Annotated in this window: 22 protein-coding genes; 12 read left to right on the top strand and 10 right to left on the bottom strand. The window is 28.8% G+C overall.

The annotated features are described in order from the left end of the window. Positions 1-2: 2 nt before the first annotated feature. From ACTTAX_RS05245 to ACTTAX_RS05220, 6 genes are all read left to right on the top strand, one after another. Positions 3-1,088 (top strand): mechanosensitive ion channel family protein, encoded by a 1,086-nt coding sequence (locus tag ACTTAX_RS05245; protein ID WP_440693409.1) that lies wholly within the window; start codon positions 3-5, stop codon positions 1,086-1,088. Then, the gene (locus ACTTAX_RS05240) at positions 1,085-1,375 is read left to right on the top strand and encodes a YggT family protein (protein ID WP_262589968.1); all 291 of its coding nucleotides are present in this window, start codon (positions 1,085-1,087) and stop codon (positions 1,373-1,375) included. Before ACTTAX_RS05245 ends, ACTTAX_RS05240 begins: the two co-directional genes overlap by 4 nt. Before the next feature lie 8 nt (positions 1,376-1,383). Next, a complete protein-coding gene (locus ACTTAX_RS05235) occupies positions 1,384-2,229 on the top strand; it encodes a bifunctional 5,10-methylenetetrahydrofolate dehydrogenase/5,10-methenyltetrahydrofolate cyclohydrolase (protein ID WP_440693407.1) in 846 nt (281 codons plus the stop codon). Positions 2,230-2,308: 79 nt separating this feature from the next. Next, a complete protein-coding gene (locus ACTTAX_RS05230) occupies positions 2,309-2,512 on the top strand; it encodes a hypothetical protein (RefSeq protein WP_262589965.1) in 204 nt (67 codons plus the stop codon). 3 nt (positions 2,513-2,515) lie between these two features. Further along, on the top strand, positions 2,516-2,788 hold the full coding sequence (locus ACTTAX_RS05225) for an SHOCT domain-containing protein (RefSeq protein ID WP_440693405.1): 273 nt from the start codon (positions 2,516-2,518) through the stop codon (positions 2,786-2,788). Between the two features lie 8 nt (positions 2,789-2,796). Next, complete coding sequence (locus tag ACTTAX_RS05220; protein ID WP_440693403.1) at positions 2,797-3,588, top strand: TauD/TfdA dioxygenase family protein; 792 nt, start codon at positions 2,797-2,799, stop codon at positions 3,586-3,588. Here the strand turns inward: ACTTAX_RS05220 and ACTTAX_RS05215 are convergent, their stop codons facing one another. Genes ACTTAX_RS05215 through ACTTAX_RS05205 form a run of 3 tightly spaced genes read right to left on the bottom strand, consistent with a single transcriptional unit; the run spans position 3,589 to position 6,353 of the window. Next, positions 3,589-4,572, bottom strand: coding sequence for an MBL fold metallo-hydrolase (locus ACTTAX_RS05215; RefSeq protein WP_440693401.1), 984 nt, complete (start codon positions 4,570-4,572; stop codon positions 3,589-3,591). A gap of 4 nt (positions 4,573-4,576) precedes the next feature. After that, positions 4,577-5,668, bottom strand: coding sequence for a PQQ-dependent sugar dehydrogenase (locus ACTTAX_RS05210; protein WP_440693399.1), 1,092 nt, complete (start codon positions 5,666-5,668; stop codon positions 4,577-4,579). Next, positions 5,643-6,353 carry an SDR family NAD(P)-dependent oxidoreductase gene (locus ACTTAX_RS05205; RefSeq protein WP_440693397.1) on the bottom strand — a complete coding sequence of 237 codons (711 nt, stop codon included), beginning with the start codon at positions 6,351-6,353 and terminating at the stop codon, positions 5,643-5,645. The genes ACTTAX_RS05210 and ACTTAX_RS05205 overlap by 26 nt, the downstream gene beginning before the upstream one ends. Positions 6,354-6,380: 27 nt before the next feature. On the opposite strand from ACTTAX_RS05205, the gene ACTTAX_RS05200 reads away from it, so the two are divergent. The 5 genes from ACTTAX_RS05200 to ACTTAX_RS05180 are packed head-to-tail and all read left to right on the top strand — an operon-like array spanning position 6,381 to position 9,126. Continuing rightward, positions 6,381-7,871, top strand: coding sequence for a cryptochrome/photolyase family protein (locus ACTTAX_RS05200; RefSeq protein WP_440693395.1), 1,491 nt, complete (start codon positions 6,381-6,383; stop codon positions 7,869-7,871). Continuing rightward, positions 7,871-7,999 (top strand): DUF2256 domain-containing protein, encoded by a 129-nt coding sequence (locus ACTTAX_RS05195; protein WP_440693393.1) that lies wholly within the window; start codon positions 7,871-7,873, stop codon positions 7,997-7,999. Before ACTTAX_RS05200 ends, ACTTAX_RS05195 begins: the two co-directional genes overlap by 1 nt. A 5-nt stretch (positions 8,000-8,004) precedes the next feature. Next, positions 8,005-8,724 (top strand): type 1 glutamine amidotransferase, encoded by a 720-nt coding sequence (locus tag ACTTAX_RS05190; RefSeq protein ID WP_440693391.1) that lies wholly within the window; start codon positions 8,005-8,007, stop codon positions 8,722-8,724. Then, positions 8,721-8,912 (top strand): hypothetical protein, encoded by a 192-nt coding sequence (locus ACTTAX_RS05185; RefSeq protein WP_440693389.1) that lies wholly within the window; start codon positions 8,721-8,723, stop codon positions 8,910-8,912. The genes ACTTAX_RS05190 and ACTTAX_RS05185 overlap by 4 nt, the downstream gene beginning before the upstream one ends. Next, entirely contained in the window at positions 8,905-9,126 is a 222-nt protein-coding gene (locus ACTTAX_RS05180; RefSeq protein ID WP_023854586.1) for a hypothetical protein, read from the top strand. The genes ACTTAX_RS05185 and ACTTAX_RS05180 overlap by 8 nt, the downstream gene beginning before the upstream one ends. Here the strand turns inward: ACTTAX_RS05180 and ACTTAX_RS05175 are convergent. The 5 genes from ACTTAX_RS05175 to ACTTAX_RS05155 are packed head-to-tail and all read right to left on the bottom strand — an operon-like array spanning position 9,123 to position 13,612. Beyond that, entirely contained in the window at positions 9,123-10,262 is a 1,140-nt protein-coding gene (locus tag ACTTAX_RS05175) for an FAD-binding domain-containing protein (RefSeq protein ID WP_440693387.1), read from the bottom strand. The genes ACTTAX_RS05180 and ACTTAX_RS05175 overlap by 4 nt on opposite strands. Position 10,263: 1 nt before the next feature. Next, positions 10,264-10,881, bottom strand: a complete 618-nt coding sequence (locus ACTTAX_RS05170) for a DsbA family oxidoreductase (protein WP_440693385.1) — start codon at positions 10,879-10,881, stop codon at positions 10,264-10,266. 4 nt (positions 10,882-10,885) lie between these two features. After that, the gene (locus ACTTAX_RS05165) at positions 10,886-12,073 is read right to left on the bottom strand and encodes an argininosuccinate synthase (RefSeq protein WP_440693383.1); all 1,188 of its coding nucleotides are present in this window, start codon (positions 12,071-12,073) and stop codon (positions 10,886-10,888) included. A 4-nt stretch (positions 12,074-12,077) separates the two neighbouring features. Then, positions 12,078-12,587 (bottom strand): invasion associated locus B family protein, encoded by a 510-nt coding sequence (locus ACTTAX_RS05160; RefSeq protein ID WP_440693381.1) that lies wholly within the window; start codon positions 12,585-12,587, stop codon positions 12,078-12,080. Continuing rightward, the gene (locus tag ACTTAX_RS05155) at positions 12,578-13,612 is read right to left on the bottom strand and encodes an aldo/keto reductase (protein WP_440619112.1); all 1,035 of its coding nucleotides are present in this window, start codon (positions 13,610-13,612) and stop codon (positions 12,578-12,580) included. The genes ACTTAX_RS05160 and ACTTAX_RS05155 overlap by 10 nt, the downstream gene beginning before the upstream one ends. 79 nt (positions 13,613-13,691) lie before the next feature. Here ACTTAX_RS05155 and ACTTAX_RS05150 point away from each other — a divergent pair, with 79 nt between their 5' ends. After that, complete coding sequence (locus ACTTAX_RS05150) at positions 13,692-14,453, top strand: Bax inhibitor-1/YccA family protein (protein ID WP_440619111.1); 762 nt, start codon at positions 13,692-13,694, stop codon at positions 14,451-14,453. A 1-nt stretch (position 14,454) separates the two neighbouring features. On the opposite strand, the gene ACTTAX_RS05145 is transcribed toward ACTTAX_RS05150, so the two are convergent. Both ACTTAX_RS05145 and ACTTAX_RS05140 read right to left on the bottom strand, forming a co-directional pair. After that, positions 14,455-14,799: a DUF2794 domain-containing protein gene (locus ACTTAX_RS05145; protein ID WP_440613652.1), complete on the bottom strand. Its 345-nt coding sequence runs from the start codon at positions 14,797-14,799 to the stop codon at positions 14,455-14,457. Further along, positions 14,792-15,343: a septation protein A gene (locus tag ACTTAX_RS05140; protein ID WP_440693379.1), complete on the bottom strand. Its 552-nt coding sequence runs from the start codon at positions 15,341-15,343 to the stop codon at positions 14,792-14,794. The genes ACTTAX_RS05145 and ACTTAX_RS05140 overlap by 8 nt, the downstream gene beginning before the upstream one ends. Positions 15,344-15,405 lie beyond the last annotated feature (62 nt).

The following is a 15,405-nucleotide window of genomic DNA, read 5'->3' as shown; positions in this document are numbered from 1 at the left end:
GTATGGAATTAATAAATAATTTTTCTGAAATATTTTTATCTGTTTGGAATAAAGGAATACTTGGTGTTGATATTTTTCAAATTTTAATTGGAATAGGGATATTCTTACTTTTTTTAGTCTTTAGAGGGCTAATTAGTAAATTAATTATAAAAAAATTAGAAATTATCTCAAAAAGAACAACAAACAAATTAGATGACACTTTTGTTCAGTCTTTAATTGGTCCGGCTAGATTTTTACCAATTGTATTAGGTTTCTTTATTGCGAGTTACTATATGACCTTTTCAACAGAAGGAAGAGAAGTAGTTGATACAATTAATAGAACGTTAATTACGATATTAATTTTTTGGGTTATTCATCAAATTATAGAACCCATTTCATATATTTTAAGTGGCCTAGATAAACTTTTAACTAGAGAACTTATTGGGTGGATAATTAAATCACTTAAGATTTTAATATTTATTTTAGGATTAGCTGCAGTTCTAGAACTATGGGGTATCAAGATAGGACCAATTATTGCTGGTCTTGGTTTGTTTGGAGTTGCTGTTGCACTTGGAGCACAAGATTTATTTAAAAATTTAATTTCTGGAATTTTAGTATTAGTTGAAAAAAGATTTAAAATTGGAGATTGGATTGCAGTAGATGGGATTATTGAAGGCACAGTTGAAAAAATTGGTTTTAGATCAACAACAATAAGAAAGTTTGATAAATCTCTAGCGATCATTCCTAATTTTCAATTTGCAGAAAATGCTGTGGTTAATGTTAGCGAAACATCTAATTGGAGAATTAGATGGATAATTACATTGCAGTACGACTCTACGATTGATCAATTAAAAAAAATAAGAGAGGAAATTGAAAGTTATATAAACAACAGTGAAGACTTTAATCAATCAACTGGGGTTGCAGTTAGAATTGAGAAGTTTTCTGATAGTTCAATAGATTTATTGGTAAGATGTTTTACGAATTCAAATAGTTGGAGTAATTCACTAGAAGTTAAAGAGAGATTGGCAATTGAAATTAAGCAGATTGTAGAAAAAAATAAGGCCTCTTTTGCTTTTCCAAGTCATTCAATTTATGTTGAGAAAAAATGATAGCAATTTTTTATTTAGTGTTACAGATTTTAAAACTGTATTCTTATGTTGTAATAGCAAATGTAGTTATAAGCTGGTTGATAGCATTTAATGTTTTAAATACTCAAAATAGATTTGTTTACTCAATTTTAGAGCTTACTTACAAATTAACTGAACCAATACTTAATAAAATTAGACGTTTTTTGCCCAATTTAGGATCACTAGATATTTCACCAATTATTCTTCTTTTATTGATTTGGTTTATTGAAATGTGTATGAAGCTCTACATTGCACCAATTATATTTTAGGAAGTAAAATGATTTTAATTGACGGAAAAAAAGCTGCAGCTGAATTAAGAGAAGAATTAAAACAAGAAGTATCAGGACTAAAATCCAAATATAATAAAGTTCCTGGTTTAACTGTAATATTAATTGGAGATCTTACTCCAAGCCAAATTTATGTTCGTAATAAAGAAAAATCTGCAAATGAAGTAGGGTTAAAGTCAGAAGTAATTAAATACCCAGATAGCGTAGAAGAAAAAACTGTTTTAGAAAAAATTGAAGAATTAAATAAAGATGAAACAGTATCAGGAATTTTAGTTCAATTACCGTTACCAAAACATATAGATAAGCAAAAAGTTATTGAGGCCATTGATCCTTCTAAAGATGTAGATGGTTTTCATCCAATGAATGTAGGAAATCTTTCATCGGGTTATGATAGCTCAGTTCCTTGCACACCTCTTGGCTGTTATTTGTTAATTAAAAAAATTGAACCAAATTTAAGTGGAAAAAAAGCAGTAGTAGTTGGTAGGTCAAATTTAAATGGAAAACCAATGACCCAACTACTCTTGAAAGAAAATTGCACTGTAACAATTACTCATTCAAAAACTAAAGACCTAAAAGCTGAATGTTTAGAAGCTGATATAATTGTTGCAGCAGTTGGAATACCTGAGCTTGTAAAAGGAGATTGGGTAAAGAAAGATGCAATAGTAATTGATGTTGGTATCAACAAAACTGATAAAGGTATTGTTGGAGATGTTGATTTTGAAGATGTGTCAAAAAATGCAAAAGCTTTAACACCAGTTCCAGGCGGTGTGGGACCAATGACTATCGCTTGTTTATTAAAAAACACAATTGAGTGTTTTAAAAGATCACAAAAATAAAGACTTTTTATATAAGTTTAATTGTCTCAAGGATATTTAAACTGATTTAATTACTGTTGTATTTGATAAGCTATTTTTGATGAAAAAACCTAAATACGAATACAGAATTGCAATAATAATGATCTTATTAACTGCTGTTCCAATTGGAGCCACTCAATTGGGTTGGTATTTATATAACAAACAAGTTGGTTTTGATTTTGGAATGATTGCTGGAGTTTTTTCTGTTATCTTAGCTGGATATTTGATGTATGAAAAAGGTTGGAGAGATGAGGATGAGGATTAATTAATGGAAAAAATTATATTTTTTGCTTTAGCAGTGCCAATTTTAGGATTTGTTTTTTACCTTGGAGGATCTGCAATAATGAAAGGTTTTAAGGCTAAAGTTGATAATCGACCTATTAAACCTGAGGAAATAGAAACAGACTTTGAAACAGTAACTAGACCCTCAAATAGTAACGATTTAAGCTCTGAAATTTCTAAATTAAATGAGTTGTATAAAAATGGAGCTCTTACTCAAGAAGAGTTTGAAAAAGCTAAAAGTAAATTACTTAATAGCTAAATTTAGATATGTTTAAGATTATTCCCAATAAAAAAAATATTGGGGCTGAGATTATTGGTAATATTAAAAAAATTTCTAAAAAAGATTTTAAAATTTTTTTAAAAGCACTTGAGCTTTATGGTATGATTTTTTTTAGAAGGCAAAAATTAAGTTCTTCAGATTATATAGAGTTTGCTAAACATTTTGGTAAATTAGCAAAATATCCAAGACTAAAAGGATTAAGTAAGAAATATAAACAAATTACTGTTGTTCAAAGAAAAGCAACAGATAAGGGACCTAGTTTTGGAGAACAGTTTCACACAGACTCAATTTACACAAAAAAACCACCTAGATTTACAATGCTTTATTCTAAACTAGTTCCTAAAAAGGGTAGAGCAAATACTGAATTTTCCTCTCAATACTTAGCTTATGATTATTTGCCTAAATCAATAAAAAATAAATTACTCAAAGTGAAGGGAAGGTACTCTTCTGAAGGACCAATTTCAGTTACTACAAGAGAAAGAGTAAAAGAGAAGGGTAGAAAGATTGATGAATTAAAATCTATTCATAAAATTATAAAAAAGATAAACTCTAAAAATACGATTTATTGCAGTCCCGGACATCTTGTAGGATTTTCTCCAAATTTAAAAAATTCTGAAAAAGTTAAAAAACAATTATTTAAGCACCAAGTTAAAAAAAAATTTCAATACTCATTAGAATGGGAAAAAGATCAGTTAGCTATTTGGGACAATAGATCCATGCTCCACCAAGCTACCCCTTTTAAAGGCAATAGAATTATGCATAGAATAACTATATTGTAGTTATAATAATTCGTTTAAGGATTTTACCTCACCAATATTAAATGTAATTGCATCTTCTCTTTTAAATCCATAATTTTCTGCATTATCTTTAAATCGAATTGGTGGTTCCATAATTGGCTCTAAAGATAAAACAAAAGTCCCCCAATGCATTCCTAATACTTTTTTGCTTTTAAGATCTTTTGCTACATTTAAAGCTTCTTCTGGAGTTGTGTGGTAAATAGTTTTGTCAAACATTGGTTTAAAATTATATGCTCCAATGTTGATCATAGTAAGATCAATTGGACCATATTTTTCTCCTAATTCTTTATAAATATTTCCATAACCAGTATCACATGCAAATAAAATTTTCCTATTTTTATATTCAATTAAAAAATTTCCCCACAAAGTTTTGTTTGTGTCTGTTAGGCTTCTTTTTGACCAATGAACTGCTGGTAGCAAGGTTACTTTTAAATCACTATTAATATTTTTATGATCATACCAATCCATTTCATTTACATCTTTGTAATTCTTAAAATATTTTCCAAGGTTAAGTGGAACCAATACTTTTGCATCCTTGTATGGAAAATTTCTGATAGTTGACATATCTTGATGATCATAATGATTGTGAGTTAATAAAAATAAATTTGTTTTTGGAATTTCGTTTAGATCTAAAGCAGGTTTAGTAAATCTTTTTGGTCCAAATATTAACGGACCTGCATTTTTTGAAAAAACAGGATCAGTAATAATTGTTGTATTACCTAATTTAATTAAATAAGTAGCGTGCCCAATCCAGGCAATGTAATCATCATTTTTGTATTTTTCTAAATCAGATTTAACTTTTTCTTTTTCGACAACATGCTCATTTGGAAAATTAAGACTAATTTTTTTTCTTAGTTTACTGAAAGTTCTATAAGAAAATTTCCCTGATCTAGATATTACAACAGGTGAACCCTCAGGATTTCGAAAAGTTCCATCTGATAAGTGGTGATAAGGTTTCTCTTTCATTTTATTAATTTTTTTTTTCCATTAGCCACAAATCATCTCCAGCTAAAAAGTAAATTTTCCCATCAACTGGGTGAACTTGTATGTCTCTAATTCTCCCAATTTTATCCTTAAAAATAATTTCCTCTTGGATTTCAGATGTGTTTGAAAATATTAATTTTCTTAAAGATTTATCTTTAAGAGAAGTAATTAATGCGTGACCATTCCATTCCTCAAACTCTTTACCTTTATAAATTGTAATAGCACTTGCAGCGATTGACGGAACCCAATATTGAATGGCTTTTGTAAATCCTGGTTTCCATTTTGGACCAATTTTAGTTCCAGAATAATTTGTTCCTCCCCAGCCTAAAATTTTCCAACCATAATTTTCTCCTTTTTTGGCCTCTCCAAACCAATCACCACCTCTTGCTCCATGATTGCTCATATAAATTTTTCCATCAAATTCTGAAAAAGTTAAACCCTGAGGATTTCTAACTCCTATCTGGTATATCTCTGGAAGCCAATCTGGCTTACCTTCAAATTTAGGGTTATCTTTTGGAATACTTCCATCTAAATTAATTCTAATAATACTGCCCGGATGTTGAGTTGGATCTTGAGCAATCATATTCAAGCCTCTTTCACCTGCAGAAGCAAATAAGTAATTTTCCTTGATAGCAAGTCTCGATCCAAAATGATATCCAGACTCAATTGGTGGATTTGCTTGAAATATATTTTTAAAATTTAAAGAATTCTTATTTAAATTTGCTTTTGCAATTGAGGTACTGGTTTTCCAGTCTCCTCTATTTTCTGAATATGAAATCCATAATTTTTTATCTTTATGAATAATATCTAAAAGACCACCTTGACCATGAACAAAATAGTTTAAATTATGTTCAACTTCAGAAATATTTTTTGAAACAATGTTTATTATTTTAATTTTGCCACCTTTTTCTGTAACAATTAATTCTTCACTATTAATGAAACTTGAACCCCATGGTTCACTAAAAGACCCTAATTTTTCAAAATTATAATTTTTAGAATTTGCTGTTGCAGAAATTAAAATAAAAAAAAATATAAAAATAAATTTTTTCACTTTATGAAAGTTTAGATCTACCACCATCTACAGCTATAACTTGACCAGTGATCCAAGAACTATCTTCTGTAAGTAAAAATTTAGCAAGTGATGCTGAATCTTTTCCTTCCCCTAATCTTTTTAATGGATGCGCTTTTGCAATACCTTCTGCTAAAGCAGCATTTTTTAACATTGGTTCAGCAATTTTAGATTTTGTTAAGCTTGGTGCTACACAATTTACTCTTATGTTTGGAGCAAATTCTGCAGCTAAAGAAACAGTCAGACCTTCAACAGCTGCCTTGGCTGATGCGATAATTGCATGATTGGTGAAACCTCTTTGCGCGGCAACAGTTGAAAACATTACAATTGAACCTTTATTTTTTTTTAAAGTTTCTTGATATCCCTTGATAGTTTCAACAGCAGAATAAAGATTAAGTTTCATACATTTTTGAAAATCTTGTTCATTAATCATTCTAAGTGGTTTTAAGTCTATGGATCCTACACAGTAGGCCAATCCTTTTATTTCAGAAATATCTGATTTAACTTTTTCTACGAAACCTTCTTCAAGAACATCTGCGATAGTATATGAACACCCAAGCTTTTCTACAATTGGAGCAAGTTCACTTTCATTTCTTGCAACTAAATGAATATCATTTCCTGAATTTTTTAATTGTTCTGCTAAACTAGATCCAATCGAGCCAGTTGCACCAAAAATAAGATGTTTTTCTGACATAAAAACTTTTATTAGTTATATTTAAATATGAAGTTATTTTTTATACTTGGTAATCAATTATTTCCAACAAAATACATAGACCGCTTCAAAAAAGACCATCTATTTTTTATGGCTGAAGATAAGGGTTTATGCACTTATGAAAAGCATCATAAACAAAAAATTTTATTATTTTTATCATCAATGCGTTCTTATGGTGATGAGTTAAAGAAAAATAAATTTAAATTAGACTATATCAAAATTGAAGATAAAGAGTTTCATGATGATTATTTAAAAAAGTTAAAAAAAATTATTACTCAAAAAAAAATAAAAGAAATTTCTAGTTTCGAAATAGAGGATAAATTTTTTGAAAAAAAAATTTCTCAATTTTTAAAAAAAGAAAAAATTAATTGGAATGTAATTCAAACACCAATGTTTTTAAATTCTAGAGAAGATTTTAAAAATTATTTATCAAAATCAAAAAAACCATTTATGGCAACTTTCTATAAGGATGTTAGAAAAAAATCTGGAATATTGATGGGTTCAGATTGTAATCCAATCGGAGGTAAATGGAGTTTTGATGAAGATAACAGAAATAAATTACCAAAAAATATATCAATTCCTAAATTTCCCAAAATTAATGAAACTAGTCATACAAAAAAATTGAAGCTTATTATTGAGAAGGAATTTAAAAACCATCCAGGAAGCACAGAGAATTTTTGGTTTGCTACTGAATATGACGATGTAGTTAAACTTTTAAACTTTTTTATAAAAGAAAAATCCAATCTATTTGGTGATTATGAGGATGCTGTAGATCAAAAAGATAATATTCTTTTTCATAGTGCTTTAAGCCCTTATATAAATTTAGGTATAATAACACCTGAATTTGTTATCCAAAAAATTTTAGATTTTCATAAAAAAAATAAAATTAGAATGAATTCTCTAGAGGGTTATGTACGTCAGGTAATTGGATGGAGAGAATTTATGCGTGGAATTTACCAGTCCTACTCGCATGAAATGGAAACTGGAAATTTTTTTAAACAGAATAGAAAAATGAAAAGTTCATGGTATGAGGGTAACACTGGTCTTCCACCTTTAGATTATGCAATTAAAAATGCAGTCAATCATGGTTGGTCACATCATATTGAAAGATTAATGATTTTATCCAACATCATGAACCTTTGTGAGATAAAGCCTTCAATTGTTTATAAGTGGTTTATGGAGATGTTTGTAGACTCATCAGATTGGGTAATGGTTCCAAATGTTTATGGAATGGGATTGTTTAGTGATGGAGGGATTTTTGCGACTAAACCATATATTTGCGGATCTGCATATTTTATGAAAATGATGGACTTTAAGAAAGGTGATTGGTGTAACATCATGGATGGTCTTTACTGGAGATTCATAGATCGAAACAGAAAATTTTTTTTGAAAAATCCTCGTCTTTCGATGATGGTAAGAATTTTTGATAAAATGAAATCTGATAGAAAAAAATTAATCTTATCTGAAGCAGATAAATTTATTAAACAAAATACAATTTGATGAAAAAAGAAAATTTACCAACAAAAATTTGTCCAGTTTGCAAAAGATCATTTACATGGAGAAAAAAATGGAAGTTGAATTGGGAGAGAGTAAAATATTGTTCCAAGAAGTGTTCTAAGCTAAGCTAACCATAGTGAATATAATTGTACTACAACATATTAAAATAGAGGACCCAGGTTACATTAAAGATTTAATGTTATCTGATGGATTAAATTTAACTACAATCGAATTAGACGAGGGTGAAAAAATACCAGAGGATCTTAGTAAATTTGATGGAATGTTTTGTATGGGAGGACCAATGGATACCTATATGGAAAAAGAATATCCATGGTTAATTGAAGAAAAGAAAAAAATTAAAGAATTTGTTGTAGATTTAAGAAAACCATATCTGGGTTTTTGCTTGGGCTGCCAATTATTAGGAGAGGTAGTGGGTGGTAAAGTTGTTAAATCAAATCCTGCAGAAATTGGTATTATGGATATTGATTTTTCTAAAGAAAAAGAAAACGATAATTTGTTTTCACAATTTCCTGATAAGATAAAAAGTTTACAATGGCATTCTTATGAGGTCCAAGGAATTGAAAACAATAATGATATAACTTTATTAGCTTCCTCACCGATTACCAAATATCAAATATTCAAATATCAAAACCACGCTTATGGAATTCAATTTCATATAGAAATAAAAGATACAACAGTGAATGAATGGGGATGTGTTCCTGAATACAAGAAAGCTTTAGAGGATCAGCTTGGTAATAACGCTTTAGAAAAATTTGATCAATCAGCAAAAGATAATATGATTGACATGAACAATTATTCTACAATTCTTTATAATAACTTTAAAAAACTTCTATGATTTGCATAAAGACTGAAATACCTAATGAGCTAAACGATATAGATGATGAACTTAAAGCAATCTACCATAGCAAAGATACAGTTTGTTTTTACATTTTTAAAACAAGAGAGTTAAGAAATGAATTTTTAGAAAAAACAAAGGACATGAACAAAAGTGAGCGTGAAGAGATATATAAAAATTATGAATAATAAAATTTTTGAATGGGCAGGGGTTATTACAGCAATATTATATTCTTTATTTGTGGCTTTAAATATAGGAATAGAATTTTTTGGATTTTGTTTGTTGCTTTTGTCAGCTATTTTAATTGGAATTTGGGCTTACAGAGGAGGACACAAAGGAATTCTCTTACTGCAATTTTTTTATGCTACTGCTGGAATTATAGGTATGGTCCGATGGTTTTAGCCCAAGGTTGAAACTATTTTGGGAATATAATTTTTAAAATTAAAAAAACCTTTATTACAATATTGCCAAGCTAACTGATCAAGGCTTCTGTATAAAAAACTTACATTTATATCTTTTGAATTTAAGTAGTCTAAATTTTCACCCACTGTTGGGTACAAACCATAACAATTCTCAATGTTTGTCACTTCACTTATATCAATTAACTGAAAATCAATAGATTGATTTTTTAATCTTTGTCCTTGGTCTTCTATTAATTGAGATTTAAATTTCACTAATTTTTCACTGAGTTTTATAAATCTATTTTCATTTTTGTTAGAAACTAAGTAAATTTTCTTAAAGTTTTTTTCTTTATAGTCAGTGATTTCAAATGAGAGATTATTATCAAAAATTAAAAGATTTTTTTCTTCAATATTTTGTGGATTAGTAAAATCTTGTTTTATTATTTGATAAGATTTTTCTGAGATCTTAGGAGGGGCATTCTCATTTAATTTTATTTTTTGAAATCTATTGTTTGTGAATTTTTTAATATTCCATTCACTAGCAAGATAGTGTTTGCCTTGAGTTTGAACACCTGCAACCCATCGCCATCCTAGAGTATTTGATGCAGCGTCTCCATCATAAAGATGTTTCATGAAAAATTCTGCACCTAATTGCCAAGGTAATTCTAAAGTAAAAATCCAAATACTAGCAAACCACATTCTTGTGTGATTATGCAAATAATTGTTTTCTTTTAGCTCGTTAACCCACTCATTGAAGCATTCAATATCTGTTTTTCCTTCTATTGCTGAGAGGTAATTTTTATTATTTTGAAATTCATTTTTTATTTGATTTAATTCAATAAGATAATCTGCCCAAACATTTGGTCTTAGCTCTAGCCAACCTTTCCAATAAGTTCTCCATAAAACTTCTTGAATAAATTTTTCATTTTTTGAAAAAGAAAATTTGCTTAGAGCTTTCTGGATGACTTCTTTTTCATTTATAATTCCGTGTGTTATGTATGGAGATAAGCATGATATATTAGATCTTTTTTCAGGACCAAAATCAAAATTTCTTAATTTAGAATAATCTGCAAGACCGTTATCGATAAAATTATTTAATTGATTTAATGCTTTAGCTCTAGAAGTTTCAAATATCATTTTAATTTAAGTTTGAATTTATTGCATTTTCTAAGTGAATTACACTTTGAGCACCTGAAATAAAATCATTTCCTATCTCATAAAACGGAACACCACTTATATTCTTTTTTTTAGCAATTAACATTTTTGAATTTACATCCTTAATATTTTTATCATTGATAAAATTTTTAAAGATCTCTTCAGAAATATCATGTTGTTTTGCAATATTGGTTAAAACATCAATATCTCCTATGTCGAGACCATCAATAAAATATGATTGATAAATTTTTTCTTTTATCTGGTTTTGTATATTAAATTTTTCACTCAAAATTATTAGCAAATGAGATAGAACTGTATTAGGAGTTTTTTTTATTTTATCTAAATTAAAATTCATTCCAGACTCTTTTGCTTTTAATTTCATATTTTCATACATAGGTTCTGCAAATTTTTTCCCACCAAATTTTATCTCAAGATATTTATCACGAGCTATTCCCTCTAGAGGCATATCGGGGTTTAATTGAAAAGGTATATGTTTAATTTCAAATTTAATGTTTGGAAATTTTTTAATCGCTTTATTTAAATTTTTATGACCTATGTAACACCATCCACAAATAGTGTCTGCGAATATATTTATTTCCATTTATTTATGAACGAAGTTTTTTCTTATGAAAATTAATAAATCTTTCAACATTAGATTTGTTAAATGTTTTATTTTCTTCAAAGGAAACTTTTTTCATAGAGTAGGCTGAACTATTTGTAATTCGAGACTCTATTATTACATTTCCTTTATAAAGTTTAAGTTTTACTGAGCCATTAACTTTGTTTCTTTTAAGATCTACAATTTTTTGAAGTTTGAATCTCTCTTTTGAATACCAATAACCATTATAAATAAGTTCAGCATATCTTGGCATAATCTGATCTTTTTTATGCATTGTTTCTTTATCTAAAGTTACGGACTCGATTGCTCTATGTGCATGAATTAATAAAGTTCCACCTGGTGTTTCGTATACACCTCGAGACTTTATTCCAATAAATCTGTTTTCAACTAAATCGACTCTTCCTATTCCATTTTTTCCAGCAATGTTGTTCAATTTTTCTAATAGTTTTGAAGGAGACATTTTTTTTCCATTAATCGCAAAGGGATCTCCATTTTTAAAATTGATGGTAATAAATGAAGGCTTGTTTGGAGCTCTCTCAGGAGAAACTGTTCTTTGGAAAATAAATTCTGGCGCAGAATTTTTTGGATTTTCTAATACTTTCCCTTCCGTTGATGTATGAAATATATTGTCATCTACTGAAAAAGGTGGAGCACCTTTTTTATCTTTTGGTATAGGTATCCCGTGTTTTTTTGCATAGTTAATTAAATCAGTTCTTGATCTTAATTTCCAAATTCTCCATGGAGCAATAATTTTTATTTTTGGTCCAAAGTAATGATAACCTAATTCAAATCTTACTTGGTCGTTTCCTTTTCCTGTAGCGCCATGTGAAACTGCATTAGCTTTAAATTTTTTAGCAACTCTTATTTGGTCTTTGGCAATCAATGGTCTAGCAATAGAAGTACCTAATAGATACACCCCTTCATAAATTGCATGTCCTCTAATCATTGGATAAACGTAATCTTTTACAAAAACATCTTTTAAATCTTGGATAATAATATTTTTGACACCAAATTTTTTTGCATTCTTAAAAATTTTTTTTCTATCAATTTCTTGACCAACATCAGCAGTATAACAAATTACTTCAGCGTTATAATTTTCTTGAAGCCATTTTAAAATTATGGATGTATCTAAACCGCCTGAGTAGGCAAGTACAATTTTATTTTTTGATTTCATTTAATTATTTGCAAGCTTTTTTTGATGCGTTGTAAGCTTTAGTAAATCCAAGCAAAGAATAATGATCAATTGTTTGAGATCCATTTTGATTGTATCCAGTAATCATTATCCTTGATCCCTTCTTCATTCTACTAATCATTTTTACTTCAACTTTAGTATCAGCAATCCATGCAAATCCTTGCTGCATTATATCAAACTTAAATTTGTTCTTTCCAGATGCTGCAATAACAGAATTCTTGTTATTAAATTCATATCCAGGAGTAACACTTACTTCATTTGAAATACTTTGTTCTGGTCTAAAAGTTACAAATAATTTTGCATCTCTTTTGTTTGATTTTGGTGCTTGAAGTACAGGTACTGATTGAGCAAAACATACTTTGCCATCAGGTTCATATGCCACCATTGCCTCCCAATCTTTGTATTTACCAATTTTTTTTACTTCCTGAGCAAATAGATGATTTGAACTTAAGATAAGTATAGTTGATAAAATTAATATTTTTTTAATTAAGGACATGGGTTTGGATAAATTGTTTGAACTTGATTGATTTCTTCAATGACATCATTAGATAAATTTACATTTACACTTTCTATATCTGATTTCAACTGCTCCATTGTAGTTGCACCTATAATTACACTTGTCATAAATTCTTGAATTTCACAGAATTTAATAGACATTTGAGTCATATTTAAATTGTGTTTTTCACAGATTTTAAAATAAAGTTCTACAGCAGCCTCTGTGTTGGGTTTTCTATATCTTGTCCAAAAATCAAAGTCTCTTTCCATTCTTGATCCTTTAGGAAAATTTTTATTTCTGTACTTTCCCGTTAAGTATCCACTTGCTAGAGGTGAATATGCAAGGCATCCAATTTTTTCTCTAATAGAAACCTCGGCTAATCCCACTTCATAAGATCTATTTAGTAAGCTGTATGGATTTTGAATAGACATCATTCTTGGTAAATTTTTATCTTTTGAAAGCTGCAAATAATTTAACGCTCCCCAAGGAGTTTCGTTTGAAAGACCAACGTATCTTATTTTCCCAGCTTTAATATATTTATCTAATTCCCCAAGAACATCTTCAAATTTATTCCAATCATTTTCTTTATGAACGTAACCAAGTCTTCCAAAATTATTTACATTTCTTTCTGGCCAATGCAGCTGATATAAATCAATATAATCTGTTTTAAGTCTTTTGAGACTATTGTTCAAAGCCGACTCTAAGTTTGGACCTGTAAAACTATTTTCTCCATTCCTTAAATAATCTCTTGCTGGACCAGCAACTTTCGTAGCTAAAATAACTTCATTTCTTTTTTTTGTTTTTTCAAACCAATTACCAATTATTTCTTCAGTGTCCCCATAAGTTTCTTTACGAGGAGGAACTGCATACAATTCAGCTGTGTCCCAAAAATTTACTCCATTGCCTAAAGCAAAGTCCATTTGTTCAAATGCTTCATCTTGAGTATTTTGTTCTCCCCAAGTCATTGTACCGAGACAAATTGTACTTACATCAAGATCGGTATTTCCCAATTTTTTGTAATTCATTAATGTTTTATGTTAACTTTTTATTAATCTTTTAAGGTGTCTTGAATAATTATTAAAAGACCATTATATGTAGCATATTATGGAATTTGATAAAAACGGAATATTAAACAGAGCAAAAGCAGCGCAACAAACTGCAGCTGTAATGGATGAAGGCTTAAGAGCCTACATGTTAAAAGTTTACAACTATATGGCAACAGGTGTGTTGTTAACAGGGATCATTGCATTAATGACATTTAAGATGTCAGTCGTGACTGATCAATCAGGAGCAATTGTTGGATTAACACAAATGGGGAATGCAATCTATTTGTCAGGACTTAAATGGTTAGTAATGTTGGCTCCTTTAGGTATCGTTTTTTACATGAGTTTTGGAATTAATAAGATGAGCGCTTCAAAAGCTCAAACAACATTTTGGGTGTTTGCAGCTTTAATGGGACTATCTTTGTCTTCAATCTTATTAGTTTATACTGGCTTGAGTGTTACTAGAGTGTTTTTCATAACATCAGCAACTTTTGGAGCGATGAGTATTTATGGTTATACAACAAAAAGAGATTTAACTAAGTTTGGCTCATTTTTAATGATGGGATTGATTGGTATAATTATTGCATCAATCGTTAATATTTTCTTGAAGTCTTCAATGATGTACTTTGTAATTTCAATTTTAGGTGTTTTAATTTTCGTAGGTTTAACAGCCTATGATACTCAAAAAATTAAAAACATGTATGTTGCAAGTGACTCTGGTGAAATCATTGGAAAAAAAGCTGTCATGGGTGCTTTAACATTATACCTAGACTTTATTAATCTATTTATAATGTTGTTAAGACTTTTTGGTCAAAGACGATAGTTTATTTTTGAAGTTTCTTCCAATTAGTATTTTTAAGTAAAGACTTAAGCTCATAAGAATTTTTTAAAATCTTACCGCTTGTGTCTGTGATTAAGTATTTTAAATTTTTATTTTTTGGCTTAAAATTTTTACAAATTTTATAAAGCGCATTCTCTGCTGCATTCCTAAATACACTAAAGCTAACTTGTTTGCTTGATATGTTGAGACCATAATCTTTCCAAGAACCTTCGGAAACCATCTTTGCATAAAGATCTAAAATAATTTTAAGCTCATCTTTTTCAAAAAATTGTTTTTCCTCTATTTTATTATGTGGATTGTTTACTACTAATCTTAAGTTATTACGCATCTATTTTATGTTTATTTATCAAAGGTACCTGAAATCCAGTAAACACTATTGTTATTGGAAGCATTCCCCATACTTTAAAATTAACCCAAAATTCTTCAGTTTGTGTTCTCCATACAAATTCATTTAATAATGCAAGACCAAAGAAAAAAAACATCCATCTTCGATTTAAAATTTCCCATCCGATATCTGACAAAGGTATTGATTTCCCCATAACTTTTTTAAGCACTGGTTCTTTCGTAAAGTATTTTCCAAAATATAAAGCTAAAGCAAACATGATATTTATTATTGTTGGTTTTACATAAATAAATATTGGATCATTAAAGTAGATAGTGAGACCTCCAAAAAAAGTTATTAAAATTCCACTTAATAAAGGCATTGGTGGAATTTTTTTTTCAAAAAACCAAACAACAGCCAATGCAACAATAGTTGCAACTATTAAGGGAGGAATTGCTACTGATAAATTTTTTCCACTGTTGTAATAATAGAAAAAAAATATTGCTAGTGGTCCAAAATCAGTAACAAATTTTAAAAAAGATTTATTCACTTAAAAGATATTAACATATTTGCCACATCACAAAACATTAATATTTTTTACATTGATTTTTA

The organism is Candidatus Pelagibacter sp. HIMB1695, from assembly GCF_052047655.1.
GTDB lineage: Bacteria > Pseudomonadota > Alphaproteobacteria > Pelagibacterales > Pelagibacteraceae > Pelagibacter.
The sequence above is the reverse complement of the archived record's forward strand: the minus strand, read 5'-3'. Positions and strand labels throughout refer to the sequence as shown.